Below are 25,178 nucleotides of genomic sequence, written 5' to 3' on the forward strand. Positions count from 1 at the left end.
TGCCGAGCGACGGCTGCCAGGCGCAGGATCGTCAGACGTGTCAGCGAATTCCAGGGACCGTAGTGGAAGAGCAGTCCGTCCCGGGTCTGTACGACGACTTCGCCCGCCGATCCGTGTACAACGGCGAGGGAAACACCTGGATACGTAACGAGCAGTCGGTCGCTGACCGCAATGACGTCGTGTCCGGCGGTGGTGAGCACGACGTCGGCCAACCTGGTGAGCAGGGACGACAGTCCGGACGGTCGAAGCGCCACGATGACCGGGTCAGGCCAACATGTCATTGGGTGGCCTCCCGGTGGTGCAGGCGCGGCACGGGTACGGGGGTGACCCGCCGGTGGCGGCCGGGCTCGGTGATGCCGAGAAGTCGGTAGATGGCCCGCCGCAACAGCCTGGCGGCCTGCCCGGGGTGGCCGGTCAGCGCGGCCGTCACCGCCTGCCGGTCGATTTCGCGGGCCGCCACCAGTTGAGGTAGCAGCGCCCGGTGGGGATCGAGAGGGGTGGCCTCGGCGGTGACCAGTTGTTGTGGCGTGCCGGCGACGGGCATCGTCCGCGGGGTGGGCAGTGTCAGGATCCGGCGCCCGACGGCTGCGGCGTAGGCGGTGACCGACCCGTGATCGCCGATGATGTGGTCGGCGGCCACGACCAGGGCACGCCAGTCCTGGGTGGGGTCGGGTAGCAGTAGTCCTGCCTCGGTGCAGGACCGCAGCCAGGCTCTTACCTGACGGTGCCCGTGGGCGTCCCAGACCGCCGGATGCAGGAGCGCGGCGACCCGGTACCGGCCGGCCGGCAGTTGTGCCATCAGCAGGGGGAGCAGGTCAGGGAAGTGCCCGTACAAGCCGTCCGGGCCCCAGGTGGAGGAAACCAACAGAAGTTCCTGATGGTCCTCGATTCCCATGCCGTGTCGGTACTCCGGTCGGCGCGGAAGGCTGGCTACGAGACGGTCGAAACAGGGATCGCCGACGACCGTAGCCACCTCCAGGGCCTCCGGGCACTGCAGACGCAGCACCTCCAGTTCGTGTTCGTGGGAGAGGGCGAGCGTACTTGGCAGTACCCGTCCGCCGTAGGTCAGCCGTTGCGCGTCGAGACCATAGACCGCACGATCCGCGAGCGGCGGACCGCCGTACGGTCCTGGCCGGACCCGCTTGCTGCGGCCGGCGCCGTGCGCCATCACCAGCAGGGGCGTGTGCAACTGATGTAGCCCTCCCCAGGAGGCGGCGATCCCGAGGTCGAAGCGTTCCCGAATGGCCTGCTGCCAAGGCAGGACGAGCGCGCCTAGCCGCTCCAGGTGCCGGGCCACCTGCTGGTTGAACACATCTGGCGCCACGGTGAACACCACCTGCACCCGGGGGTCCTCCTCGACGTAATCGATCACGTCAAGCAGCCGGTGGCAGCTGGCGATCGTGTGTGCCACAGCGAGGACCGTTCGGCAGCCCGCCCGGGTAGCCCATTGATCAGAACCGATTCCGATGGGTGTGGCTAACCATTCCCGCGACGTCATTGCTTCCCCCTCATGTCGTGAAGCCCGAGGAGGCCAGCATCGGAGGGCGGCGTGCTGATCACATTGCCAGTCACCTTGCAACCGGCTTGCACCGCACTGGCAGTGGGATGTCCGATTTCGGACTCTGGGCGAGAGGGTTGGCCCACCTTGCCACATAGCAGAGAATGAAATAGCCGGTGGTCGATTAGACCTGGGGGTGGGGATGGAGTTCACGATTCTTGGGCCTACAGAACTCCGGATCGACGGGCGATTGATCCCGCTTGGCACCGCGAAGCAGCGTGGCCTGCTCGCGACTCTTCTGTACCACGCCGGCGACCCGGTGCAAGTAACGACAGTCGTGGAACTTCTATGGCCGGGCCGCGACCCCGACACCTGCCGCAACCTGCTGTACACCCTCGCCAGCCGCCTCCGCGCCACCCTGCGGACTGCCGGCATACCCGAAGCCCTGACGCGAATGCCCGGCGTCAGCGCCTATCGCTTGGACATCGAACCAATCCAGGTTGATTACCATCGGTTTCGTCGCCTGGCAGCACAGGCGCGCCGAGCCGCTGACCTCGACCAACACGACCGGTGCACCGCCCTACTCACCACTGCGCTTCAGCTGTGGCGCAACAACCCACTCGCCGAACTCCGCGGAGCCCGCAGCGAACATCTCCGCCGCGACATACGGGAACAATTGCTCACCGCAGAGAAACTCCTTGCGGGAAGCGAATTGGCCACCGGCCATCACGACCGAGCGCTGGCCCGGCTCGAACCCCTGATCGCAGACAACCAGTTCGACGAGACGCTCGCCCGTCTGCAGGCGAGCGCGCTGCACAGCGCCGGCCGCACCCACGACGCCCGCGAATTCATTGCCGCCTTCCGGCGCCGGTACCGACGTAAGATGCGCATCGAACCACATTTGAACCTCGTGGAAATCCTGCCTATCCCCGCTCCCAAGACCCACACCGTCCGGGCCGGTGCAGACGAGACGGCACCGGTACCACGACAGCTACCGTACGACGTATTCGACTTCACCGGACATGCCGACCTCCTGTCCGAACTAGACACGCTCGCCACCGACAGCGGAACCCCCAACGTGATAGCCATAACCGGAATGCCGGGGGTAGGAAAAACCGCCTTTGCCACGCGCTGGGGGCACCACCGCCGCGACTGGTTCCCCGACGGCCAGCTCTACCTCAACGCCGAAGCGCACAGCCAGGTGCCACCGGTACACCCAGACGATGCCGTACGACGCTTCCTCGCCGGCCTCGGCGTACCCGCAGATCGCATGCCCACCGATCCCGTGCATCGCAGCGCGCTGTACCACCGACTACTGAGCGACCGACGCCTACTCGTCGTACTCGACAACGTCCTCGACTCCGACCAGGCGCAACACCTTATTCCTCCGTCCCCAACCAGCCTCGTTATCGTGATCAGCCGCAACCGACTCAGCGGCCTCAGCGTCCGACACGGCGTCCGCAGCCTGACCATCACACCGCTGCCACACGCCGATCGGCATGGCCTTCTCACCCGGATCATTGGACCTCACCGCGCCGATGCCGAGCCCGCCGCCGTGCACAAGCTGGCGCAACTCTCCGGAGGACTACCGATCGCACTACGGATCATCGGTGAACACGTCGCCTCCCAGCCCAAGACCCCCCTCGGCGACCTCGCCGACGAACTGGGGGAACGTCTACTCGATATCGACGGCGACGACAGCAAAGAACTGACCATAGGCACCGTCTTCGCCTGGTCGGTCAACGCACTCGCCCCGCTACCCGCCCGGCTCTTCCGCAGCCTCGGTCAGTTTCCAGGCGCGACCGTCGCAGTCGAGGCAGCATCCGCACTGTTGGCAGCGGACCCGGTTCTGACCGAACGGGCACTCGTCGGCCTCGCCCGAGCGCACCTGATCCACCATGATGCCGTCGGTCGATACCGAATGCACGACCTCCTGCGTCTATACGCCATCGATCGCGACCGCCTCGAAGGGCTGCCCGAAGAGCGACACGCCGCGTTCCATCGTCTCCTCGACTGGTACCTGCTCACCGCCGTCAACGCCGTCCGGTGGCTGGAGCCGCAACGGCCGGCCGTGCCTGACCTACCCGAACCCACCAGGGTGCGTCCACTCGTCTTCCCGTCAGAGGGTGACGCCCTGCGATGGTGCGAAGTAGAACGCACGAACCTGTTGAGCGTGATCCGCGCGGCCAGCAGAGAAGGCTTCCCACGCCACGCATGGCAGATCGTCGACACACTTCATGAGGTCTACGATCGCTCCGGCCCGCAGGGCGAACTGCGAAACATGTTGAGTCTAGCCCTCGACGCCGCCACCGCCGACGGTCATCTTCTCGGCTGCGCCGGCACCCTCGCCAACCTCGGAGCCGTCCACTTCGCCAGCCATGACTACCAACACGCCGGTGAACTCTTCACCAGCGCCCTTGACCTGGCCGTCGAAAATGGCTTTGCCGAGATCGAGCTGGCCTGTCTGCACAACCTTGCCTCCGTCCACCTCCGACTGGGCCGCATCACGACTGCCATCGACGTTTTCAACCAGGTGCTGGATGCGTGCCGGGCAGCCGGCAACCTCGCCGGCGAGGCTTCCACCCTCTACCACCTGGCAGACGCCCATCGACAGCTCGACGAACCTGATCGGGCCCGCCGCCTCTACCACGAAGCACTCACCATCTGCGAGCAGATCGGATCGCTGCGCGGACGAAGTCTCAACCACGTACGCCTCGCCGAACTGAACGCCCAAACCGGACAGCCCGAAGCTGCGCTTTCGCACGCCCAAGTCGCACTGGAGCAGCACCCCCGCGTCAAAGACGACGTCCTCCGCTGCGATGCACTCATCGTTGCCGCCGAGGCCAGACTGCATTTGGGACAACACCGACATTGCCTGTCTGAGGCAACCCTTGCCCGTGCAGTCAGTGAGGGATTGGCAGACACTCTACGTGAGGCGCGGTCGCTCGTCGTCCTTGCAGAGGCGCTCGTCGCCAAGGGAAACCACCGCACCGCCCGCGCTCATTGCCGGGAAGCCCTTGACCTCCTGAACAACACCGGCGAGCACAACCACCTCGCGGTAAAGAACCGCCTGCTGGCGGTCGCCGCTGTCACTGCACGTGGATAGACGCGAGTGTGCGGGCTTGTGTCGCCGGCGGCTCTGTCTCGTCGACCGTTGCCACCTCTTCCACCCTGTTCGGGCCCGTGCGACCTGCGCCTCCTCGCCGTGGAACCACTACCCGCTGACGGTGTTGTGGCAGGGGCGCGACCCGGGCCGGCGCAGGCTGAGGGGACGCCGACAGGGACACACCGTGAGTGGTGTGTCCCAGCGTCGATCCGGGGGCGGCACCGGGTCACAGGGTCAGCTTCCAGCCTTCGATCACGCCTGAGTTGCCGGCGAACAGGTCCTCGATTCGCAGCTTCCAGGTGCCGCCGGTCGGCCTACGCGGTGCAGGAGACGTTGGTGCGGGCATGGCGCACCCTGTCGTGAACATCGGAAGGTGCGGGGGATGAGTTCCCGGCTGGCGGCGTACGCGGTCTGTGTCGAGCAGGAGCGGGTACTGCTGGTCCGTTGCGTGTCGCCGGCTGGTGAGACGAACTGGAGCCTTCCGGGCGGCAAGGTGGAGCACGCGGAAGATCCGTTCGACGCGGTGGTCAGGGAGGTCGCCGAGGAGACCGGCTGCGACGCGGTGGTCGAGCGTCTGCGCCGATCCTCCCTCGTCGACGTCGGTATCGCCCTGACCCGGACGCGTCCGCTGACCGGCCACGTCCCTCCGGTCCTGCCCGGCGGGCTCATTCAGCACTGAGGACACCGCGCCAGGACGTGCCGGGCTCCGAGCCTGCGGCAGCTCAGCTGAGGTGGGCTCGGGCCACCCAGTGATGGTCGTGGGGTGGGCAGAGACGTCCGGGGGGAGCGGGCAACCACGGGCACTCGCCGGCGTGAAGTTGCCGCAACGTGTACGCCTCCGCCGTCCAGCCCTGGTGGCGCAGGAAGTCGCCGAGGTCGTCGAAGCCCAGTTGGAACGCCGATCCCCGCGACTTCATGAACGTCAGGAACGTCTCGTTGACCGGATCCGTGTAGAAGTCGGCGTGCGGTGCGTCGACCAGCAGGACCGAACCAAGCGTCGACATCTTCCTGACGGTCCCGATCAGTCGGGTGAAGTCCTCGATCTGAAAGTAGGGCAGCAGCCCCTCGATGATCCAGACCGTGGGTTCGTCGGGTTGATAGCCGGCCGCCACCAGGCGCTGTGGCCACGTTTCACGGCGAAGGTCCTCGCCAAGGGAGACGCGACGGCAGACGAGACGGTCCCGGACCGGTTCCAGCAGCCGCTCCTTGGCCTCCAACTGGCCCGGCAGGTCGATTTCAAAGAACCGGGTCCGTGCCGGAAGGTCGAGGCGCCAGGCGCGAGTGTCACTGCCCGCCGCCAGGCAGACCACCTGGGTGATCCCCGCGGCAGCCGCCTCGCCGAGGACGATGTCGCCGAAGCGGGCTCGGACGATCACGGAACCGATGGTGCCGCCGACGGCCAGCGCCTCGTGCGTCATCTTCCGGGATGTGGGCGTGCTCAGCAGCGCCGCGTACCGATCCACCAGGTAGGCATCGGCACGATCATGTTCCATGGCTCGGATGACGGCGGTGATGAAACCGGTCTCCTTCACCGCCTGAGACTCGTCGTCGGCTACGACGATGTCCGCCTTCGGCGTCCCCCGGTGCCGTTGCGTGACGGTGAGCGACGGGCGTGAGTTGACCCAGTCCTGGTCGAACTTCCCGGTCCGGGCGTAGTTGCGGGAGATCGCCGCGAGTTCCTCCTCGCTGAAGACCTCCCGGACATCGTCGAATCCGTGGGGTGCGCGCAGGTGGGCCAGGGTGATGACTTTCTCGGGCCCCATGGAACGGTTGGCGTTCTGCAGTTCGGTCATCTGCGGCCGGCGCTCGTCCTCGTACGCACGCAGAGCGCTGCCGGCGTCCGCCTGGGTGGCCAGCTGCCAGGACAGTACGCGGGCATCGACGATGGCCTGCGTGGCACCGTTCGATCCGGCCGGATACATCGCATGGGCGGCGTCGCCCACGAGCGTCACGTTGTTGAAGCTCCAACGCGGGATGGGGTCCCTGTCGATCATCGAATACTGTTGCACGTCCGCCGTGTCTTCGAGCAGGCGCGGCAGGTCGACGCCGGGTGGCGACCAGCTCCCGAACTGGCGCAGGACGGTCGCACGCCGGTCGGCGACATCCATCTGCTGGCCTGGGAGCAGGTCGACCTCGGTCGCTGGAAGAGCGGCGACCCAGTTGATCACAGATCTCCCCGGGGAGGCGTCTCGGGCGATCGGGTACAGCACGAGTCGCCGCCGGTCATCCCCGAGTACCGCCATGGTGCTTCCGGTGAGGAAGTCGGGCCCTGAGGCGGTTCCTCGGAACATCGTCATGCCGTTCGTCGGCGGTGGCCCCTCGGCCGGGTAGAACGCGGCCCGGACGGCCGAATGGATGCCGTCCGCGCCGATGAGGAGTTCCGCCTCGACGACCCGCGTCGAGCCGTCGCGACCCATGACGGTCGCGTAGTTCATGCCCGGCTCACTGCGAAGGCCGACGAGCCGCGCGTCGGTGACGATGGCGTGCTCACCGAGGCGTCGGCGTACCTCATCTGCCAGGACCGCCACGAGTTCGGCGCGCGAGATCGAGATCTGCGGCCATCGGTAGCCGGCCACAGTGCCGCGGTCCTCACGCCAGATGAGGTCACCACGGGTGTTGTACATGGCCAGTTCCTGGCTTCGCACCGCGCGCTGCTGCAACTCGTCGAGCAACCCGAGCTCGGCGAGTTCCCGGACGGCGTTGGGCAGAATGTTCAGCCCGAGGCCGTGTGGACGCAGGCGCGGCTCGGACTCGAAGACCCTGACCTGACGGAATCCCGCCGCGTGCAGACTGATCGCGGTCGCCAGTCCCGCTACCCCGGACCCGACAATCATGATTTCCACTGTCGACAACTCACCCTCGTACGTCACGGCAGCTGAACTCGCTGCGCAGCGGTGGCGTGGAGCATGGCGCTGTTCCGTCTCGTGAGGGCGAGGATCTCCTCAAGGAGGCCCACACTTCCGCCACCACTGCCCAGTTCATAGAGCCGGAGTTCCTCGTGGTAGGCACGTCGCGCCATCACCAGATGCTTTCCGCGAAACGACGTGAGTGTCTGGAGGGCTCGCCGCAGGCTTCTCGCACTGGACTCCACATGCCCGTCCGGGGAAGACGCACCGGGATGTTGGAGAGCCGCCACGACACGGGAGGTGATGGAGGGCATGCTCGCCCACTCGGTGTACCGCTCCTGCCACTGTGGCAGGGTCTGTGCCGACACCTCGGTGCAGAACTGGAGATATTCCGGGCTCCCTCGGTCAGATGCCCACAGGAGCAGATCGATGAGGAAGATCGGGATGTGCGCCGCCGCCGGGCCCATGTAGACGCGACCCGCGACCCGTACGTCCTCGTAGAACGGCCTGAGCACACGCGCGAAGAATTCGGGCGTGACGTTCACCCGGATACCGCTCATGACCGTGTCCGCCACCGCGATGTGCGAGGCGAGCGACGCCATTCTGTCCGCATGCGTCGACGCGGCCGGATCCATGTCGAGAAGTGAACGCCCGATGTCGACGGCGCGGGCGAGGTTCGGCACGCAGGTGCGTACCGCGTCGATCAGGCTGCGCTCCATCGGATGCCCGGTGTAGAGCCGTTCGCGGTCACCGACCGGGTTCCAGGACGTGTAGTGGTACACCGTGTCGCGCGGGATCATCCTCGTGCGTCCCGCCAGCAGCTGAAAGGATCTGGTCGCCCCGCCCACGGCTTCGAAGGCGGACACCCCGTGCCGTTGCAGACTGCCGAGATACATGCCCAGGTCCCGCATGGCGGCGAGACACTCCGTGGTGGTGAAAGCCGCGATGCTCTCCTCGGAGGGAAGTGCATCGCGGAGCACCCGCACCAACGCGGGAACGTCCGCGGCCATGTTCAAGGTCGGCAACACCCGAAGCTCGTCGTCCAACCTCAGCGGATCGAGCTTTCTGATCTGCTCGTTGTTCTCCTCGGAGATCACATCCACATCTGCCCTGCGGTGCACGTGAACCCTTCCCCCAGGCGGATCCAGCGATGCCCTAGATTCGAGCAGGAAGTTCCCGTGCCGCACCGACACCAGACAGAGCCCTGACAGATTGCCGCACGATCTGCTTGGTGACGCAGCGTCGGAGGACTCAGACGTGCGGGGTGGGCCGGTACGTCAGTCTCCACTCCGGCGTACCGGAGGCGCCGATCACGGCGAGGGTCGAGGCCGGGTCTTCTGCGGATAGATCGTCTCGTGACGGGCCAGCATGGCGACGAACTCTTCGATCTTCCGCTCGCGGGTCTGCACCCTCTTGACGGCGTTGAGGCGGTGGATGAGCGCGAACCGGTTGGTCTTGGTGAGGACGTCGAACATGGCCTGGGCGGCGGGTTCGGCGGCGATGGCGGCGAGCAGGTCGGCGGGCACCTCGGCTTCTGACGGTGGGGCGTAGGCGGCGGCCCAGCGGCCGTCGGCCTTTGCGGCTTCCACGGCGGCGCGGCCTGCGGGCAGCATCCGCCCCTGTGCCTCCAGCCGGGCGACGTGGGTCACGTTGCGTTGGGACCAGGAACTGCGGGGCCGGCGAGGAGTGAACCGGATCCAGGAGGTTTCGTGGTCCCGTTTGCGGGCCTGTCCGTCGATCCAGCCGAAACACAACGCTTCGTCGACTGCCTGCTGCCAGGTCAGGGTGGTGACCGTGCCGCCTTTTTTGGTCAGAGCGAGCCAGACGCCGGGCGATGTGGCGTGGTTGGTCGTCAACCAGGCGCGTAGCGCCTCGGCGTCTCCGACGATCAGCTCATCCAGTTCCACGCTCGCCATGACGGCAGACTAGTTCCCTGACCAGCGCACCGCTGGCCCCGTGCCCCGACGAGACCGGCCCCGGTGCGCGGTACCCTGCGCCTACCGGGGCACACCCGGACCGGCCGGAAAGGATCGCGCAGTTCGTGGACGACATCGTTTCGCTGGTCAGGCCCGAGATCTACGCGATGCGGCCGTACAGTTCGGCGCGCGTGGAGGCCGAGCAGCCCGCCCGGATCCACCTCGACGCGAACGAGAACCCCTATCCGCCGTACCCCGGGGGTATCGAACAGGAAGGCCTCAACCGGTATCCGGAACCGCAGCCGCCGTCGCTGCTGCGCCGCTTCGCCGAGATCTACGGACTGCCGGTGGAGCAGCTCTTCCTGTCGCGCGGCGCGGACGAGGCCATCGACCTTCTGGTCCGCGCGTTCTGCGCGGCAGGCCGAGACGGCATCCTGATCACACCGCCGACCTTCGTCATGTACGAGACGGCCGCGGCCATCCAGGGTGCCTCGGTGCACCGGGTGCCCCTGCTGCCCGGCTCGTACCAGCTCGACGCCGACGCGATGCTGGCCGCCTGCGACGCCGACCCGGGGATCAAGCTCGTTTTCGTCTGCTCACCGAACAACCCGACCGCCAACCTGATGGATCGGGCGTCCGTGCTGCGGCTCGCCGAGCGGCTGTGCGGCCGGGCGATGGTGGTGGTGGACGAGCTCTACCTGGACTACTCGGGTCGGCCGTCACTCGCCGCTGACCTCGCCGAGCATCCCAATCTGGTCGTCGTGCGGTCGCTGTCCAAGGAGTACAGCCTCGCCGGTGAGCGCTGCGGCATCACCCTCGCGCACGCGGAGGTTGTCGGAGTGCTCCGCCGCATCATGCCGCCGTACCCACTCACCGTCACGGCGATCCGCGCGATCGGCGCGGCGGTCTCGCCCGAGGGCCTCGCCCACGGACGGCGCACCATCGACCGCATCGTCGCCGAGCGGGACCGGGTGCGGCACGCCCTGGCGCAGGTGCCGGCCGTGATCGAGGTGTTTCCCTCGGACGCCAACTTCCTGCTGTTGCGTACCGAGGACCCGCAGCGGCTGTGCGCCGCCCTGGCCGCGCAGGGCATCAGGCTGCGGGACCGCAGCAACGTGATCGACGGCGGCGTCCGGCTGTCGATCGGCACCCCCGAGGAGAACGACGAACTGCTCCGGGCCCTCAAGCTCCACGACTGAGGGGTCGGGACGTGCCGGTGGGGGTGGACCGCCGGAGCGGCGGGCCGCCCCCACCGGCGGGGCTCAGGCCGCTGTGGGGTGCCGCAGCGTCTGCCAGCCACCGTAGCCACCGAGCAGGTCGGAGACGTCGGTACGGCCGGCCGCCCGCAACAGGCTGGCCGCGACGGAGGAGCGGTAGCCGCCGGCGCAGTGCACGACGACGGGCCGGTCGTCGGGCACCTCGTCGAGTCGCCGGGGCAGTTCGGCCAGCGGGATGTGCAGCGAGCCGTCGATGGCGCCCTGGTCGCGCTCTCCGGCGTTGCGCACGTCGAGCACGCGCGGCGGCTCGGCCCGGTGGAGGGCGTCGCGCAGCTCGGTGGCGGTCACCCGGCTGGCCGGGGTCAGCTCGGCGACCATCTCGCGGAACGCGTCATCGGGCTCGGGCAGGTGACCAACGACGTGGTCGAAGCCGATCCGGGCGAGGCGGGTCACGATCTCCTCCTCGCGGCCCTGCTGGGCGACGACGAGGATGGTGCGCTCGGGTGCGACGACGCTGCCGGCGGTCTCGGCGAAGCGGCCGTCGGCGGGGATGTTGATCGCGCCTCGGATGTGTCCGGCGGCGTACTCGTGCGGGTCGCGGGTGTCGACCACGACGGCGCCGTCGGCGCGGGCGGCGAGGAACTCGGCGGGCGTGAGCGGCCGGGCCGGGCGTGCGTGGTCGAACAGCTCGCGCGCCTTGCGGTTGAGCACCGCGTCGAAGGCGAAGTATCCCGGTGCCGCCGGTTGACCGCCGGTGACCAGGGCGACGAACTGTTCCTCGCTCATCGGCGCGCAGGCGTAGTTGGTGCGGCGCTGCTCGCCGATTGTGGACTGCCGCTCGGTCGACAGGTTCTTACCGCAGGCCGAGCCCGCGCCGTGGGCCGGGAAGACCCGTACCGCATCGGGCAGGGCCATCAGCTTGCGGTGCACGCTGTGGTAGAGCATGCGGCCCAGCTCGTCGGCGGTCACGCCGAACGAGGCGAGCAGGTCGGGCCGGCCCACGTCGCCGATGAACAGTGCGTCACCTGTCAACACCCCGTACGGGACGGTGTCGTCGGCGTGCTCGTACACCAGCACGCTTACCGACTCCGGGGTGTGGCCGGGGGTTTCCATGATCTGCAGGGTCACCTGGCCGAGGCTGATCCGGTCGCCGTCGCTCAGCTTGCGGATCGGGTACTCGGTCTCGGCGCGCCGGCCGTAGCCGATCCAGGCGCCGGTCGCCGCGGCCACCTCGAGGTGGCCGGCGAGGAAGTCGGCGTGGAAGTGGGTGTTGATAACGCCCTCGATGGTCAGTCCACGGGCCTGGGCGTCGGTGAGGTACTCGTCGACATCGCGGCGCGGGTCGACCAGGATCGCCCGGCCGGTGGTGTCGTCGGCGATCAGGTACGACGCCTGAGACAGGCAGTCCAGGTAGTACTGGGTGAACAGCACGGTCAGCTCCTTCACAACGATCACAGCTGATGGGTTCGGTTCATGTATACCCCCGGGGGTATCTGATCGGCAAAGCGTTACGGTGCGGTGGCGGGCAGGGTCACCTCCGCGACGAGTTCGGGTGCCCAGCACCGGTGGCCGCCAGCGCGGCGGTGAGGTCGGCGTGCACCTGGCCGTCCCCGTGCATCGTCTGCCACACGCCAGCCCGGCCGAGCAGGTCGCGCACCGGCCCACGTACCGTCGCCAGGTGCAGCGCCACGCCGAGGGCCGCGAGACGCTGGCGCAGCTCGGCGAGGGCATGGGCGCCGTCGGCATCGGTGTCGCTTATCGCGCTGGCGTCGAGCACGAGTGCCGTCAGTTCCGGCCGCTGCTCGGCCAGGCTGAGCAGCCGATCCTCCAGGAACTGGGCGTTGGCGAAGTACAGCGGTCCGTCCACCCGGACGATTGCGACCCGGGAGTCGGTGACCAGGCCGGTGTAGCGTGCCACGTTGCGGTACATCTGCGTACCCGGCACCCGGCCGAGTTCGGCCAGGTGTGGCCGGGCGGAGCGCCACAGGAACATCGCCAGGCCGAAGGCCACGCCGGCGGCGAGACCTGGCTCGACCCCGAACAGTAGAGTGACCACGAAGGTGACGGCGAGGGTCAGACCGTCCGAGCGGCGGGTTCGCCACGCGGTCACCGCCGACCGGCGGTCGACAAGTCCGAGCACCGCCACCACCACGATGGCGGCGAGCACCGCCTTGGGTAGATGGTGGAAGGCAGGTGTCAGGAACACCGCTGTCAGGGCCACCATCAGTGCGGTGACCACGCTGGCCAGGGGAGTGCGCGCCCCGGCGGAGAAGTTCACCGCGCTGCGGGAGAAGCCGCCGGCCACCGGAAACGCCTGGAACAGGCCGGCCGCGATGTTTGCCGAACCGACAGCCAAGAGTTCCTGGTTGGGGCTGATCTGCTGGCGGCTGCGCGCCGCGAGAGACTTCGCCACGGCGATGCCCTCCATGTAGGCGACAAGCGCGATCGCCACCGCGGCGGGCAGCAGCGCCGTCATGTCCGAGCCACCGAGCGCGGGGACGGCCGGGGCGGGCAGCCCACCGGGGACCTCGGTGAGGATTCGTACGCCCTGTGTGCCGAGGGCGAACCCGGCGCTGACCACTGTGACGCCAGCTACCACCAGCAGGGCGCCTGGCAGTTTCGGCAGGTAGCGGCGCAGCAGCAGCAGGCCGGCGACGCTTGCCAGCGAGACCAGGACCGTCAGCCCGTGCACTGTGGTGGCCGACCGCCAGAGCGACGCGATGATCTCCGGGAAGGTCTCCGCGCGCCCGGCGTCGAGTCCGAGCAGGTCCTTTACCTGGCTGCCCGCGATGACGATCGCGGCGGCGGAGGTGAAGCCGGAGAGCACCGAGTGGGACATGAAGTTGACCAGGGCGCCGAGCCGGAGTACCCCCATCAGCACCTGGATCGCGCCGACCAGCAGCGCGAGCAGGCCGGCGAGGGCCGCGTACCGGGCGGGGTCACCCTGGGCCAGGGGAGCCAGCGCGGTGCCGGTCATCAACGCGGTGATGGCCACCGGCCCGACGGCAAGCGATCCGGAACTGCCCAGCAACGCGTAGACCAGCAGCGGCACGACCGAGGCGTAGAGCCCGGTGACCGGGGGCATGCCGGCCAGCGCGGCATAGGCCATGCTCTGCGGGACCAGCATGACCGCCACGGTCACCCCGGCGATCAGGTCGTGGCGCAGCGTACGGCGGTCGTAGTGGCGCAACCACCCGAGCAGGGGTACCACCCGGGCCGGGCCGGAGCGGTCCTGCCGGACGTACTCCGTACCGTTCACGCCTGCTGCCGCTCGTTGCGCAGCCGGGTGAGGGAGCTGTCGACGTCACAACCGATGCCGCGGTTGTAGGGCAGTCGGGACAGCACCGCGCCCATCGCACAGGTGTCGGTCAGTGCCGCGAAGGTCAGGCCGGCACCGATGAAGCCGGCCACGAACCGGGCGGCGGGCACCCAGATGCTCGCCACGACGGCTGCCAGGACGAGACCGCCGGCGACGAGCCGGACCTGGCGTTCCAGGCTCCACCGCTGCCGGCCGCGCTCGACCGGTCCGCCCGCGGCGATCCAGGCGTTCATGCCACCGGTGATGACCGTGGCGTCGGTCAGACCGGCGCCGGCCAGCCGGACGCAGGCCGCGGTGGCCCGGCCGCCGGACTGACACATCAGCAGGATCCGGCCGCCCGCGTCGTTGACGATCCGACCCAGGTGCGCGTCGACCTGGTCGAGCGGCAGGTTGATCGAGGCGGGGACGTGCGCGGTCTCGAACTCGCCAGGAGAACGCACGTCGACGATCAGCACGTCGGGGTTGTTGGCGATCAGGGCTCGGGCGGTAGGCACGTCGATGGTCGGCGAACTGCTGGCGGTCACGGAACACTCCATCCTGGGCTTCGGCGATATACCCCAGGGGGTATATGGTTCCGAGTATTGACCAGGGATCGGAGAATCGCAAACGGCCGGCTGTGGCGCTCTCGACCAGCGGTCAGGAGATACCCCCCGGTGTACTGTTGTTCGACGAGCCGGAAGGGGTGGGGGATGCAGGTCGACGAGGACGCGGTAGGTGACGTGGTCAAGCGACTGCGCCGTGCCGAGGGTCAGATTCGCGGTGTCATCGGCATGCTCGAGGACGGCCGGGACTGCGCCGAGGTGGTGACCCAACTGGCGGCGGTCTCGCGCGCGTTGGACCGAGCCGGATTCAAGATCATCGCGAGTGGCCTGGAGCAGTGCGTCAGCGGCTCCACCGGGGAGGACCGCAAGGCCAACCTCGAACAGATGGAGAAGCTCTTCCTGTCCCTCGCCTGAGTGCCGCCGTCGGACAGCCGCGTTCCCCGGCGGCTTCAGACCCGCGCCAGGATCCAGCCGGTGAGGGTCTCCAGGTATCCGTCGGCGAACGTGCCGTCGGGACGGACCAGTCGATGATCGGCGCCCGGAAAGACCTGCACGGTGAGCGTCGCCCTCGGGTCCCGGTCAGGATGGCAGGCCGCGCCGCCGAACAGTCGGACGCTCTCCGCAACCGGCACGATCCGGTCGGCGCCGCCGAACGCCGCCAGGAGTGGGCAGCGCAGCCGCACCAGGTCGGGAACCGGGTCGTGGTCCTGCTTGCGTTTCATGAACTCCCACAGCCGTTCGTCCACGTCGTGCCAGTACGCGGGAAGACCGGCGGGCAGCTCGGTGCGTACGATCCGGGTCGCCTCGGCGAAGCTGGCGTCGCGTCGCCCGGCCGTCACGAGCCGGTCGTGCAGCGCCATGACCCGGTCGATGTCCGCCTCCGGGACCTTGGTGGAGCGCAGCAGATTGGTGAGCGCGTAGCGGTCCTGCACGGCCGGGGACATCCCCGGACAGCCGGTCGTGACCACGAACGCCGCATCGGTCGCCAGTGCCGCGGCGGCCCGGAGTCCGACCCACCCGCCCTCGCTGTGACCGAAGATGCCCACGGCCTGCCCCTCGATCGCGGGCTGGGCCCGGAGGAAGCGGACGGCCGCGTCCGCGTCCGCCGCCAGGTCGTCGATCGTCGATTCGATCCAGTCCCCGGACGAGGCCCCGACGCCGCGTTTGTCGTAGGACAGGACCGCGATGCCGGCTTCGTGCAGGTGCTGACGGATCGGTGGGAAGAGCACGTCGTTGTGTCGGTTGGCCGGCCCGGAGCCACCGATCATGACGATGCCGGGCCGCCGGCCGGGTTGATCGGGCAGGCTCAGGGTGCCCGCCAGCCGCACGTCACGGTTGGGGAACGTCACCTCGTGTATTCCGGTGCCAGCACCCATGGGACGCAGTGTGGTCGGAGCCGTCAACGCCGGCCCGCCCTCGCCGGCCCGGCCAGCGCCGGTCCGTCTCGGTGGGTCAGCGGAAGCCGGCCAGCAGGAATGCCGCCAGGCCCGCGAGCGCCAGCGGCAACGCCGCGACGAGAGCCAGTGCGCGCTGCCGGTTCGTGCGCCCGGCCAGGGCGAGGACCAGCAGGCCGAGCGCGATCCTGATCAGGGCGTCCCGGATCGGATCGTCGCCGTGGTTCGGGTCGCCGATCCGGCGGATCTCCAGCCCCGCCTCGGCGAACAGCACCGCTGCCGGCAGGGCGGGCCCGACCACCCGTCGCCAACCCGGCGCACGCGCCCACACCCCGGCGACGCCGAAGAGCGCCCCGGCGAGGACACCGAAACACATCCAGAGCAGGGACGTCGGTGCCCACAGCACCGACCAGTTGTCGCCCTGCACGAGCGCCGCCGTGACGTAGTAACTGGGTACCGCGATCACGAGCCCGACGGCGGCGCCGATCGCCGCGCGCAGCTGGCCCGTCCGGACCCAGCAGCCGAAGCAGAAGGCGGCAACCGCCCACACCGCACTGGAGTTGCCCAGGTTGCCGACGGGATACGGCAGGTATTTGATCCAGAGGAAGTCGACAGAGCCGAGCAGCATGCCACCCAGGACGGCGGCGAGCGCCACGTGTCGGTTGCCGGGTTCCGATCGCATGGCAGGCGAGCATACTGGGTATGCAGCCGGCGGTGTGCCGGGGGTCAACGTGGCGCGACGCCGTTGCGGTAGGCCCAGACGACAGTCTGGAGCCGGTCCCGTACGCCGATCTTCGCCATGGCTCGCCCGAGGTGCGACTTGACCGTGCTGGTCTCGATGAACAGCTCATCGGCGATCTCGACGTTCGACAGCCCTCGGGCGAGCAGGCCGATGATCTCGACCTCCCGCGCGGTGAGCTGATGTGCCACTGCGGCATCGGTCGCCGGTGCCGGCGTTCGGCGGGCGAACTCAGTGATCACGCGTCGGGTGACCGCCTGGTCGACCAGCCCCTGACCCTCGGCGAGGCGCCGGACCGCCTCGATCAGCTCCTCCGGCTCGCAGTCCTTGAGGATGAAACCGCTGGCACCGGACTCCAGCGCGCCGAAGACGTACTCGTCGAGGTCGAAGGTGGTGACCACCAGCACGGCCGGCGGCGACCCGACCGCCTCGGTGACGATCCGGCGGGTCGCGGTGAGCCCGTCGCCGCCGGGCATCCGTACGTCCATGCAGATGACTTCCGGGCGGAGCCGGCGGGCCACCTCGACGGCCGACGACCCGCTCGACGCCTCACCCACCACCTCGATGTCGCCGGCCTGTTCGAGGATGACGCGGAAGCCGGCCCGCACGACCGACTGGTCGTCGACGAGCATCACTGTGATCATCTCTGGTCGTCTCCGTTCACGGTCGCCGTCGCCCCGGTGGCGCGGGCATCGTCTCCGGTCGTCGGCACCGTCACCGCGACCGACCATCCGCCGGCCGTCGTCGGGCCGGCGGTGAACTGCGCGCCGATCAGATTCGCCCGCTCGCGCATGCCCACCAGACCGACCCCGCCGGTGGACGACGACCTCGGCTCGGGCCGCCGGGTCGGCCGGTCGTTGCGCACCTCAAGGGAGACCTTCCGGGGCAGGAAACGCAGCTCCACGCGGACCGGTGCGCCCGGGGCATGCTGGCGGGCGTTGGAGAGCGACTCCTGGACGATCCGGAACAGCGCGACGTCGGCGATCGGCGGCACGTCGCGGTGCTGCCCGTCCCGGACGAACTCGACAGGGCTGCCGAGCTGCCGGGCGTCGCGTACGAGATCGTCGAGCATGGCCAACCCGGGCACCGGAGCGTTGCCGTCGCTGTCGCCAGGCCGGCCGCGCAGCACCCCCACCACGAGTCGGAGGTTGTCGAGGGTCTCCTTGCCCTGGGACCGGATCCAGCCCACCCCGGCCTTCGCCGCCGACGGGTCGCTGTCGATCAGCCGCTCGGCCGCCGCCGCCTGCACCACCATGCCGGACAGGTGATGGGCGGCGACGTCGTGCAGTTCCCGCGCCATCCGGGCGCGTTCCGCGCCGATCGCGGCGCGTACCGTGGCCTGCTGCGCCCGCACCGCCTCGTCCGCCCGGACCCGCACCAGGCGCAGGTAGCGCCGGTAGGTGGCCACGTAGCTGCCGAGGACGACCAGACCGACGTAGATCAACACGCTGGTGGCAAGGTGTCCGACGGTCGTGGCGAGCGGTCCTGGGCCTGGTCCGCCGACGGCGAAGTCGGCCGCGTCGGCAGCCCGCACCGCCACCGCCACGCCCGACGTCTCCACCGCCACGGCCGCCCCGGCAGCCAGCAGTGCGGTGCGCACCGGCAGCAACACGCCGACTGTGTACGCCGCGACGAACGGCGCGATGCCGCGGACCGTCGCCTCCGGCACCGAGAGGACGATGACCGGCACCTGGACACCGACGACGAGCGCGAGGCAGAGCAGTGGCCGGACCCGACGCAGGCACAGCAGCATCGCCTGCCCGGTGCACAGGGCGATGACCGACCAGACCCGCGCCGGGCCGAAGGTGAGCCCCTCCGCCGGTGCCACGAACCGGAACAACAACGTCATGACCAGGAACGTCAGTACGGTGAGCAACGCCGCGAGCAGGCAGTCCCGAGCGAATCGGCCGGTCACCCCGGCCCGGGTGAGCCGTTCGTCGAACCACCTGGTCAGCCGGGGTGGGCCCGGGACACCGACGGCGTCCGGGACGGTGCCGCTGTGGTCGGACATGCGATGGTCATCCTCGCTCCGGGGCGTTCCGGTTCGTGTCGGTCAGTAGGAGATGCTAGGGGCCAGCAACATGAACTCGACGGCGAACCAAGCCGTGCCGGCCAGCGCGAGCAGCACCGCGACGCTGCCGGCGACCCGGTGCCAGCCGGCCCGGCGGCGGAGGTCGTCGACCAGCCGGACGGCGGCCGGCAGCACGCCGAGCAGGCCGATCAGTTGCATCAGCTGCACCACGCGCAGGCTCGCGTCGGGGACATCCCGCAGACCCATGATGCTGACCACGCTCACCGTCCAGCCGGCGAGGGCGAGCAGCGCACCGGCCACGGCGACCCGGGTGAGGACCCGGGCGGTCCGGCCGGCCCGGTCCCGGGGCGCCCGGCCGAGGCGGCGGCGGACGATGGCCCGTACCGGCCAGGAGAGAACCACGAGCAGCAGCACGACAGTGGACGTGGCGAGCACCGTCAAGACAAGTGCCGAGTCGCGTTCGGCCGGCACCGGCAGCAGCGCGAACGCGGAGTCGAAGCTGATCGCTTCCACCCGACCGTCGGCCACCCGCATCGCCACGGTGCGCTGCCCGCCGACCTCGCGCCACACCAACGGCGAGACCTCCTCGTACACCGCGGGAGTGTCGGACAGCGGCGCGGGCTCGAACAGCAACCGGTCGCCGTCGGTGACGCTGATGGTGGTACGCCCGACCAGACCCATCACGGTCAGAAAGTTGCTCTGCACCGTCCGCGAACTCTCGTACGTCCCGGCGGCCAGTTGGGCGTGCTCGGCCGAGGTGGCCGCGTCGACACCCGCGGCCGGTCGCGTGCTCCCGGCCGGCTGCGTGGGTTCGGCCGGGAAGTAGCGGTCGGCGAAGCCGTTCAGCACGGCCTGCCGGAGTTCGTGGCTGTCCAGCGCGCTCTCGCCGGTGCTGTTCAGTGAGAGGTAGATGCCGGTCCGGTCGTCGGGGTAGAGCTGGAGGTGGGAGTGGAAGTACCGGGTGTCGCCGCCGTGCCCGAGGATGCGGTGCCCGTTGCGGTTCTCCTCGAAGTAGCCGAGCGTCATCCGGGGTCCGTCGGCGAGGGTGCCCAGCGACGTCGCGTCGAGCGCCGGACGCTGCATGAGTTCCCGCGTCGCCGGGTCGAGCAGCGGCGCCTCACCCACCCGCTCGCCCAGTTGGGCGAGCATGAACCGGGCCATGTCCGTCGCCGGGGCGCTGAGCGCGCCGGCCGGGGGAGTACCGACGATCTCGAACGGCGCGGCGGGCACGCCGACACGTTCGTACCCGTTGGACATCCGGTCGCGCAGGTGGGCCGGCAGCGGCTGGTCGAAGCTGGACGAGGTCATGCCGGCACGGGCCAGAACGTTGCCGGAGACGTACTCCTCGAAGCGGGTGCCGCTGGCCCGCTGCACGATGTAGCCGGCCAGCGCGTTGCCGTAGTTGGAGTAGGCCGGCACCGTGCCCGGCTCGTAGATCTGCTCCGGCGGGTCGTTCGTCAGGGCGGCCCGCAGGTCGACGGCGGTGTCGGCGGTGCCGATCAGGCCGGCGATCCGCTCCTCGAATCCGGCGGTGTGGGTCAGCAGGTGCCGCAGCGTGACAGCCTGCGGATAGCGGCGCGGCACGGCGAAGTCGAGGTACTCGGCGACGTCGGTGTCCAGGTCGAGCGTGCCGTCCTGCACGAGTTGCAGCACCGCGGTGGCGGTGACCAGCTTGGACACCGATCCGACCCGGAACAGGTGCCGGTCGGGGTCGACAGGTACCGCGTCCGTACCGTCGTCGCCGGTGTCGGCGTGTCCGTAGCCCCGGGCGGTGAGGATCTCGCCGTCCCGGACCACGGCGACGCTCGCTCCCGCGACGCCGGTGCGGGCCAGCGCGGCCGGTAGCAGCCCGTCGAGCCAGGTGTCGACGTTCGCCCCGGTAAGCGCGGCCGGGGCGGCTGGCGCGGAGGCGGGTGGTGCCGGATCGGTCTGCGACGTGCCGCACCCCGCCACCGTCGCGGCGACGGCGACCGCCGTGGCCAGGGCCGCGCCGATTCGTACGCGACGCGACAGGTGTCGGGGTGAGCGGGGTCGGGTCACGGTCTCGTGGGTCACGGTCCGCTGCCACCTTCCGGGCCGCTCGGGTGTCCGGAGAGGTTCCGTACGACGTCACCCGGGGCCTGGTGCCAGCCTGCGCGAGCGCCGTCGGCGCGACATCTGGCGCAGGACGGCATTCGACTTACGACCTGAGTAGCAACTCGGACGCTGCCGCATACCTGCGCTGCCTCCCGGGTACGTCGATCAAGGAGGACGGCCGTGGGGGCGCGGTATGCCGACCAGAGGGACCGGCGCGGCCGGGATGAGGAGCGAGGAATGTCGATGCGAAACTGGTTCGCCGGAGCGGGGCTGGTGGCGCTGGCCGTCGGGACCGCAGGCTGCGGTGGAACGAGTGCGACAGACGAGGTCTCCGCGTCACCGACGGCCACGGGTACGCCGATCACCGACGTGACCTCCACCGGGGCACCCACGTCCACGGCCTCGGAGTCGGTCAGCCCGGCGCCGACCGCCACCCCGGCGGTGTTGTCCGGCACCCGCCAGATCACCATCACCCGGGTCGACGGGTTCGAAGCGGGACTGTCGTTGACCGATGACGACCGACTGGCCGAGGTGGACGACGACAGCGGCCGGCAGTTGTTCGTGCCGACCCCGCTGACCGGGCAGAACTTCTTGATCAAGTCGTACCGTGGGGCCGGTGGTGGTCCCGGCACCGGGGAGCCGGTCTGCTGGCAGCTGCTCAACCCGGGCGGCGGTCGGCCGCTGGTGGTGGAGGGTGCCGCCTGCCGGGAGGACGAGCCACGGCAGCAGTTCACCATCGCCGCTGCCGACGCGGACGAGGGTTTCCTGATCAGCACCAACTCGGCCTACCTGCGGAACTCGCAGAACTCCGGGCTGATCCTGGAGGAGTTGGGCGACGCGCCACCGACGAGCAGCTTCCGGTTCAACGACAACGGGCCAGCACCCGACCGAAAGTGATCGCCCCGCGCGGGTCCCCGCGTCGCCATGATTCGCCCAGTTGACGGAGGTGACCCGGCGTGGTTGAGCGAGAGAACACACCAAGGCTGTGTCAGGTGGTGCTCGACTGCACCGACGCCAGGTCGCTCGCGGAGTTCTACCGGTCGTTGCTGGGCCTGGTCTACCGGCCCGGCGACGAACCACCCGAGCCCGGGCAGGCCGACGAACGCGGCACCGACTGGCTCGTGCTGAGAACGCCGGAGGGCAGCCCGCAACTCGCCTTCCAGCAGGTCGACCAGCTGCCGCGACCGACCTGGCCGGAGGGGCAGGTGCCCCAGCAGCTGCATCTGGACCTGAGTGTGACCTCCACCGAGCAGTTGGTGGCGCAGCACGAGCGCGTACTCGCCCTCGGCGGTCGCCTGCTGGCCGACCGACTGACCGGCCCCGACGAGCCGTTCCGGGTGTACGCCGACCCGGAGGGGCACCCGTTCTGCGTCTTCGTGGCAGGGGCAGGTTCGGGCTGACGTGGGCGGTGCCGACGACGAGCGACGCGGAACCTGCCGACGGGCTCGTCGCCGGCACGTCCGGTCATCCCGGCTCGTGACTGGACCGCTTGTCGGACGTATACAACATGTCGACGATGCGAGAGGGGCCTGCCGTGGACCTGCGGTTCAAGATCGCCGGGCGGATCAGCCGTCCGGTGCACGAGGTCTGACCCGCAGCCGCGCTAGCTGGTCGTAGCGTGGTGCTCGGTGACGGCGCGCCCCATCCGGGTCACCGCCTCGGTCAGGATCTCCGGGGAGGTGGCGAAGTTGAGCCGTACGAAGCCGGCGCCGCCGGTGCCGAAGACATGCCCCGAGCTGAGGGCGACCCGCGCACGGTCGAGGAACAGCGCCGCCGGCCCGGCGATGTCGGTCACCACGCCGGGCTCGTCGCCGACCGATCCGCTGTCGACGCCCAGCCCCGTGCAGTCCAGCCAGGCGAGGTAGGTGCCCTCGGGCCGGCGGTAACGAATGGTCGGTGCGTGCCGCGCCAGCAGTGTCCCCAGCAGCTCGCGGTTCTCGTCGAGGCCGTCCAGCAGGCGGTCCAGCCAGTCACCGCCGTCGCGGAAGGCGACGGTGTGCGCGATGACGCCCAGGTGGCTCGGTCCGTGGCCGACCTCCTCCGGCATCCGCCGCAGATCCGCCACCGCGCGCCGGCCCGCCACCACCAGCGCCGACTTCAACCCGGCCAGGTTCCACGCCTTCGACGCGGACAGCACCGCGAACGCATCCTCGGCCCCGGGCACCGTGAGGTACGGCGTGAACCGTGCCCCGGGCAGCACCAGCGGGGCGTGGATCTCGTCGGACACCACCCGTACCCCGTGGCGGCCGGCGAGGTCGGCGACCGCGTCGAGTTCGTCACGGCGGTGCACGACACCCGTCGGGTTGTGCGGGTTGCACAGCAGGAAGACCGCCCGACGGCCACCCGCGCGGGCCCGCCGGAACGCCTCGTCCAGCGCCGACAGGTCCATCCGCCGGTCCGCGCCGAGCGGCACCTCGACAACCCGCCGGTCGGCGTGACTGACGAAGGCGTAGAACGGTGGGTACACCGGTGAGCAGAACACGACAGCGTCGCCCGGCCCGGTGAGCAGCCGGAGCACCTCGACGATGCCGAGCATCACGTCCGGCACCACTGTGACGCGGTCGACCGGCAGGTCGGACCAGCCCCACCGCCGGGCCGCGAAGTCGCCGAGCGCCTCGGCGTACGCCGTCCCGAAGGCGTACCCGGTGTCACCACGCGCGACCGCGTCGTGCAGCGCCTCGGCCACGGGCGCGGCCAACGGCACGTCCATCTCGGCGACCCACAGGGGCAGCACGTCATCGGCGTACTGGCGCCACTTGACGCTGGTCCGTCGCCGCAACTCGGCCAGGGACAGCTGGGTCAGCGGGTTCACCATCGACAGCTCCACCTCACCCGTAGGTCCCCGGTTCCACGACCCAGCATGAACAGAACCGCATCGTACGCGGCTTGCCCGCTGCTGCCAGGCTGTCCGGTCATGGAGGGCATTGCTACGCAGCTACCGGCACTACTCGGCGTGCTGGTCGGCACCATCGGCACGATCGTCGCCACGTCGCTGGCCGACCGGTCGCGGTGGCGACGCAACCAGACCGTGCGCTGGGACGAGCGGCGGCTCGACGCGTACGCCGAGTTCGCCCGGGCGCTCAAGGAGGCACACACCATCGCCAGCCGGCTCTCCGGTGGACACCTCGACCGGGACGCCGCACTCGCCGAGCTGGCAGAGGCCGACTTTCGGCATACGCTGGCCTGGGAAAACGTGCTGCTGCTCGGCGACGCGCCGACGGTGCTGGCGGCACGGGCGTGGCGGGACACCGTCTGGGCGGTCGAGCGGCTGGCGCGCGACGGTCAGGCCGACGACGAGCGGCCCACGTTGCTGCACCGGGCCAACGAGGCACGTGACGACTTCTACCGCGCCGCCCGTGGCGGACTCGGCGTCGGCGGCGGTTCGGTGGCCCAGGCCGAACTGCTGGCGAGCAGGCTCAACCGTAGACCCGACGCACAGACGGGCACCCCGGCGCAACGGTGACACCCGACCACGGTCCGCGGCGCTGCTCCGATGGGCTGACGGCGTCGCTCATGCCGTGTGCGCCGCGCGCTGTCGAAGCTGATGGCGCGAACGGATCAGCGGGACGATCGCGACCTCGCCGGGGGCGGCGTGCGCGGTGTCAGTGGGGTGGTGTGCCCGGTGTCAGTGAGGTCTGCGCGGTGCGGTGCGCCAGTGGGGTGTGCGCGGTGTCGCTGAGGTGTGCGCGATGTTGGTGGGGTGTACGCGGTGTTGGTGGGGTGTGCGCGGTGTCGTTCGGGTGGGCGTTCAGGCGGGGTGGGCGGGCTGGTCGAGGATGGCGCTGAAGCGCTGCTCGGCCAGGTCGAGCTGGTCCAGGATGTGTCGCTTGACCGCCTCGGACAGCGGAGTGTCGGCACGGGTGACGAGGCCGCGGTACACCGGCACCAGCGGGCGATATTTGCGGGCCGACGACTCGACCTTCGGGCCGACGGAATGGATCACCCCGACGCCGTTGTCCGTGAAGTCGGAGACCTTGATGACCCGCGCCCAGGGCTCCCGTTCGAGACTGGCGGCGACATGCTCCCGATACTGCTCGTACCGGTCCCGCCCAGGATCCCACAACGGGTTGGTGACCGCCGCGACCAGCCGCGCCACCCGTGCCCCGAACCGCTCCGCGAGCACCCCCAACGCCGCGGCGGTGGGATCCTCGATCTTCCCATCGCCAACCAGCTCGACGGGGTGATCCTCGACGGCGTCGTGCAGCAGCCCGGCGACGATCACGTCGACGTCGCGTACCTGGTAATGGTGCAGCATCCGGATCGCCACCCGGAGCAGATGGTTGACGTACGGCTCCCGGGACCGCCGATCATCGCGATGCAGCCACGTGACCAGCTCCAACGCCTCGTCGAGCCGGTGCCGCTCGGCGCTGTCGAAGCCCTGGATCTCCAGCCGGAACCGCTCCCGCAGCCCGGCCTCGCCGTGCATCTCGGTGATCGCGTGCATCGGCATGCTGGCCAGATACGGCGGCAACTCCATCCGTCCCTTATATCGG

Annotated in this window: 22 protein-coding genes; 7 read left to right on the forward strand and 15 right to left on the reverse strand. The window is 69.7% G+C overall.

Annotation, left to right across the window (positions count from 1 at the left end):
* Positions 1 to 277: 277 nt before the first annotated feature.
* Entirely contained in the window at positions 278 to 1,411 is a 1,134-nt protein-coding gene (locus tag Vlu01_RS18235) for a hypothetical protein (RefSeq protein WP_204001011.1), read from the reverse strand.
* A gap of 289 nt (positions 1,412 to 1,700) precedes the next feature.
* Here Vlu01_RS18235 and Vlu01_RS18240 point away from each other — a divergent pair, with 289 nt between their 5' ends.
* The gene (locus Vlu01_RS18240) at positions 1,701 to 4,604 is read left to right on the forward strand and encodes an AfsR/SARP family transcriptional regulator (RefSeq protein ID WP_204001013.1); all 2,904 of its coding nucleotides are present in this window, start codon (positions 1,701 to 1,703) and stop codon (positions 4,602 to 4,604) included.
* 226 nt (positions 4,605 to 4,830) lie between these two features.
* Here the strand turns inward: Vlu01_RS18240 and Vlu01_RS18245 are convergent, their stop codons facing one another.
* Complete coding sequence (locus Vlu01_RS18245) at positions 4,831 to 4,950, reverse strand: proprotein convertase P-domain-containing protein (protein ID WP_204001017.1); 120 nt, start codon at positions 4,948 to 4,950, stop codon at positions 4,831 to 4,833.
* A gap of 36 nt (positions 4,951 to 4,986) precedes the next feature.
* Between Vlu01_RS18245 and Vlu01_RS18250 the strand changes: the two genes are divergently transcribed.
* Entirely contained in the window at positions 4,987 to 5,283 is a 297-nt protein-coding gene (locus Vlu01_RS18250) for an NUDIX domain-containing protein (RefSeq protein WP_204001022.1), read from the forward strand.
* 43 nt (positions 5,284 to 5,326) lie between these two features.
* On the opposite strand, the gene Vlu01_RS18255 is transcribed toward Vlu01_RS18250, so the two are convergent.
* The 3 genes from Vlu01_RS18255 to Vlu01_RS18265 form a co-directional block, all read right to left on the reverse strand.
* Entirely contained in the window at positions 5,327 to 7,438 is a 2,112-nt protein-coding gene (locus Vlu01_RS18255; RefSeq protein WP_204001025.1) for an SAM-dependent methyltransferase, read from the reverse strand.
* 32 nt (positions 7,439 to 7,470) lie between these two features.
* Complete coding sequence (locus Vlu01_RS18260) at positions 7,471 to 8,571, reverse strand: monodechloroaminopyrrolnitrin synthase PrnB family protein (RefSeq protein WP_204001028.1); 1,101 nt, start codon at positions 8,569 to 8,571, stop codon at positions 7,471 to 7,473.
* A 189-nt stretch (positions 8,572 to 8,760) separates the two neighbouring features.
* Positions 8,761 to 9,366, reverse strand: coding sequence for a YdeI/OmpD-associated family protein (locus Vlu01_RS18265; protein ID WP_204001031.1), 606 nt, complete (start codon positions 9,364 to 9,366; stop codon positions 8,761 to 8,763).
* 125 nt (positions 9,367 to 9,491) lie between these two features.
* Between Vlu01_RS18265 and hisC the strand changes: the two genes are divergently transcribed.
* Complete coding sequence (gene hisC / locus Vlu01_RS18270; RefSeq protein ID WP_204001035.1) at positions 9,492 to 10,565, forward strand: histidinol-phosphate transaminase; 1,074 nt, start codon at positions 9,492 to 9,494, stop codon at positions 10,563 to 10,565.
* Positions 10,566 to 10,628: 63 nt separating this feature from the next.
* On the opposite strand, the gene Vlu01_RS18275 is transcribed toward hisC, so the two are convergent.
* The 3 genes from Vlu01_RS18275 to Vlu01_RS18285 form a co-directional block, all read right to left on the reverse strand.
* Entirely contained in the window at positions 10,629 to 12,014 is a 1,386-nt protein-coding gene (locus Vlu01_RS18275) for an MBL fold metallo-hydrolase (RefSeq protein WP_204001115.1), read from the reverse strand.
* Between the two features lie 100 nt (positions 12,015 to 12,114).
* Positions 12,115 to 13,842, reverse strand: coding sequence for a SulP family inorganic anion transporter (locus tag Vlu01_RS18280; protein WP_204001039.1), 1,728 nt, complete (start codon positions 13,840 to 13,842; stop codon positions 12,115 to 12,117).
* Positions 13,839 to 14,426 carry a rhodanese-like domain-containing protein gene (locus Vlu01_RS18285; RefSeq protein WP_239095975.1) on the reverse strand — a complete coding sequence of 196 codons (588 nt, stop codon included), beginning with the start codon at positions 14,424 to 14,426 and terminating at the stop codon, positions 13,839 to 13,841. The genes Vlu01_RS18280 and Vlu01_RS18285 overlap by 4 nt, the downstream gene beginning before the upstream one ends.
* Before the next feature lie 165 nt (positions 14,427 to 14,591).
* On the opposite strand from Vlu01_RS18285, the gene Vlu01_RS18290 reads away from it, so the two are divergent.
* Positions 14,592 to 14,858: a metal-sensitive transcriptional regulator gene (locus Vlu01_RS18290; protein ID WP_204001046.1), complete on the forward strand. Its 267-nt coding sequence runs from the start codon at positions 14,592 to 14,594 to the stop codon at positions 14,856 to 14,858.
* A gap of 35 nt (positions 14,859 to 14,893) precedes the next feature.
* On the opposite strand, the gene Vlu01_RS18295 is transcribed toward Vlu01_RS18290, so the two are convergent.
* The 5 genes from Vlu01_RS18295 to Vlu01_RS18315 all read right to left on the reverse strand — a co-directional run bounded on the left by Vlu01_RS18295 (position 14,894) and on the right by Vlu01_RS18315 (position 20,664).
* On the reverse strand, positions 14,894 to 15,820 hold the full coding sequence (locus tag Vlu01_RS18295) for an alpha/beta hydrolase family protein (protein ID WP_204001049.1): 927 nt from the start codon (positions 15,818 to 15,820) through the stop codon (positions 14,894 to 14,896).
* 76 nt (positions 15,821 to 15,896) lie between these two features.
* A complete protein-coding gene (locus Vlu01_RS18300; RefSeq protein WP_204001052.1) occupies positions 15,897 to 16,520 on the reverse strand; it encodes a DUF6518 family protein in 624 nt (207 codons plus the stop codon).
* Positions 16,521 to 16,564: 44 nt separating this feature from the next.
* Positions 16,565 to 17,221, reverse strand: coding sequence for a response regulator (locus Vlu01_RS18305; RefSeq protein WP_204001054.1), 657 nt, complete (start codon positions 17,219 to 17,221; stop codon positions 16,565 to 16,567).
* Positions 17,218 to 18,588 carry a sensor histidine kinase gene (locus Vlu01_RS18310; RefSeq protein ID WP_204001056.1) on the reverse strand — a complete coding sequence of 457 codons (1,371 nt, stop codon included), beginning with the start codon at positions 18,586 to 18,588 and terminating at the stop codon, positions 17,218 to 17,220. Before Vlu01_RS18310 ends, Vlu01_RS18305 begins: the two co-directional genes overlap by 4 nt.
* A 42-nt stretch (positions 18,589 to 18,630) precedes the next feature.
* Entirely contained in the window at positions 18,631 to 20,664 is a 2,034-nt protein-coding gene (locus Vlu01_RS18315) for a serine hydrolase domain-containing protein (protein WP_204001058.1), read from the reverse strand.
* A gap of 258 nt (positions 20,665 to 20,922) precedes the next feature.
* Here Vlu01_RS18315 and Vlu01_RS18320 point away from each other — a divergent pair, with 258 nt between their 5' ends.
* Together Vlu01_RS18320 and Vlu01_RS18325 are read left to right on the forward strand one after the other, a co-directional pair.
* Positions 20,923 to 21,582 carry a hypothetical protein gene (locus tag Vlu01_RS18320; protein WP_204001060.1) on the forward strand — a complete coding sequence of 220 codons (660 nt, stop codon included), beginning with the start codon at positions 20,923 to 20,925 and terminating at the stop codon, positions 21,580 to 21,582.
* 59 nt (positions 21,583 to 21,641) lie between these two features.
* A complete protein-coding gene (locus tag Vlu01_RS18325; RefSeq protein WP_204001062.1) occupies positions 21,642 to 22,085 on the forward strand; it encodes a VOC family protein in 444 nt (147 codons plus the stop codon).
* Positions 22,086 to 22,288: 203 nt separating this feature from the next.
* On the opposite strand, the gene Vlu01_RS18330 is transcribed toward Vlu01_RS18325, so the two are convergent.
* Positions 22,289 to 23,500: a MalY/PatB family protein gene (locus Vlu01_RS18330; protein WP_204001065.1), complete on the reverse strand. Its 1,212-nt coding sequence runs from the start codon at positions 23,498 to 23,500 to the stop codon at positions 22,289 to 22,291.
* Between the two features lie 99 nt (positions 23,501 to 23,599).
* On the opposite strand from Vlu01_RS18330, the gene Vlu01_RS18335 reads away from it, so the two are divergent.
* Complete coding sequence (locus Vlu01_RS18335; RefSeq protein WP_204001067.1) at positions 23,600 to 24,148, forward strand: hypothetical protein; 549 nt, start codon at positions 23,600 to 23,602, stop codon at positions 24,146 to 24,148.
* Between the two features lie 285 nt (positions 24,149 to 24,433).
* Here Vlu01_RS18335 and Vlu01_RS18340 read toward each other — a convergent pair whose 3' ends face one another.
* Positions 24,434 to 25,162 (reverse strand): HD domain-containing protein, encoded by a 729-nt coding sequence (locus Vlu01_RS18340; protein WP_204001069.1) that lies wholly within the window; start codon positions 25,160 to 25,162, stop codon positions 24,434 to 24,436.
* Positions 25,163 to 25,178: the final 16 nt, after the last annotated feature.

Origin of the sequence: Micromonospora lutea (genome assembly GCF_016863535.1) — a bacterium.
GTDB classification, from domain to species: Bacteria; Actinomycetota; Actinomycetes; order Mycobacteriales; family Micromonosporaceae; genus Micromonospora; species Micromonospora lutea.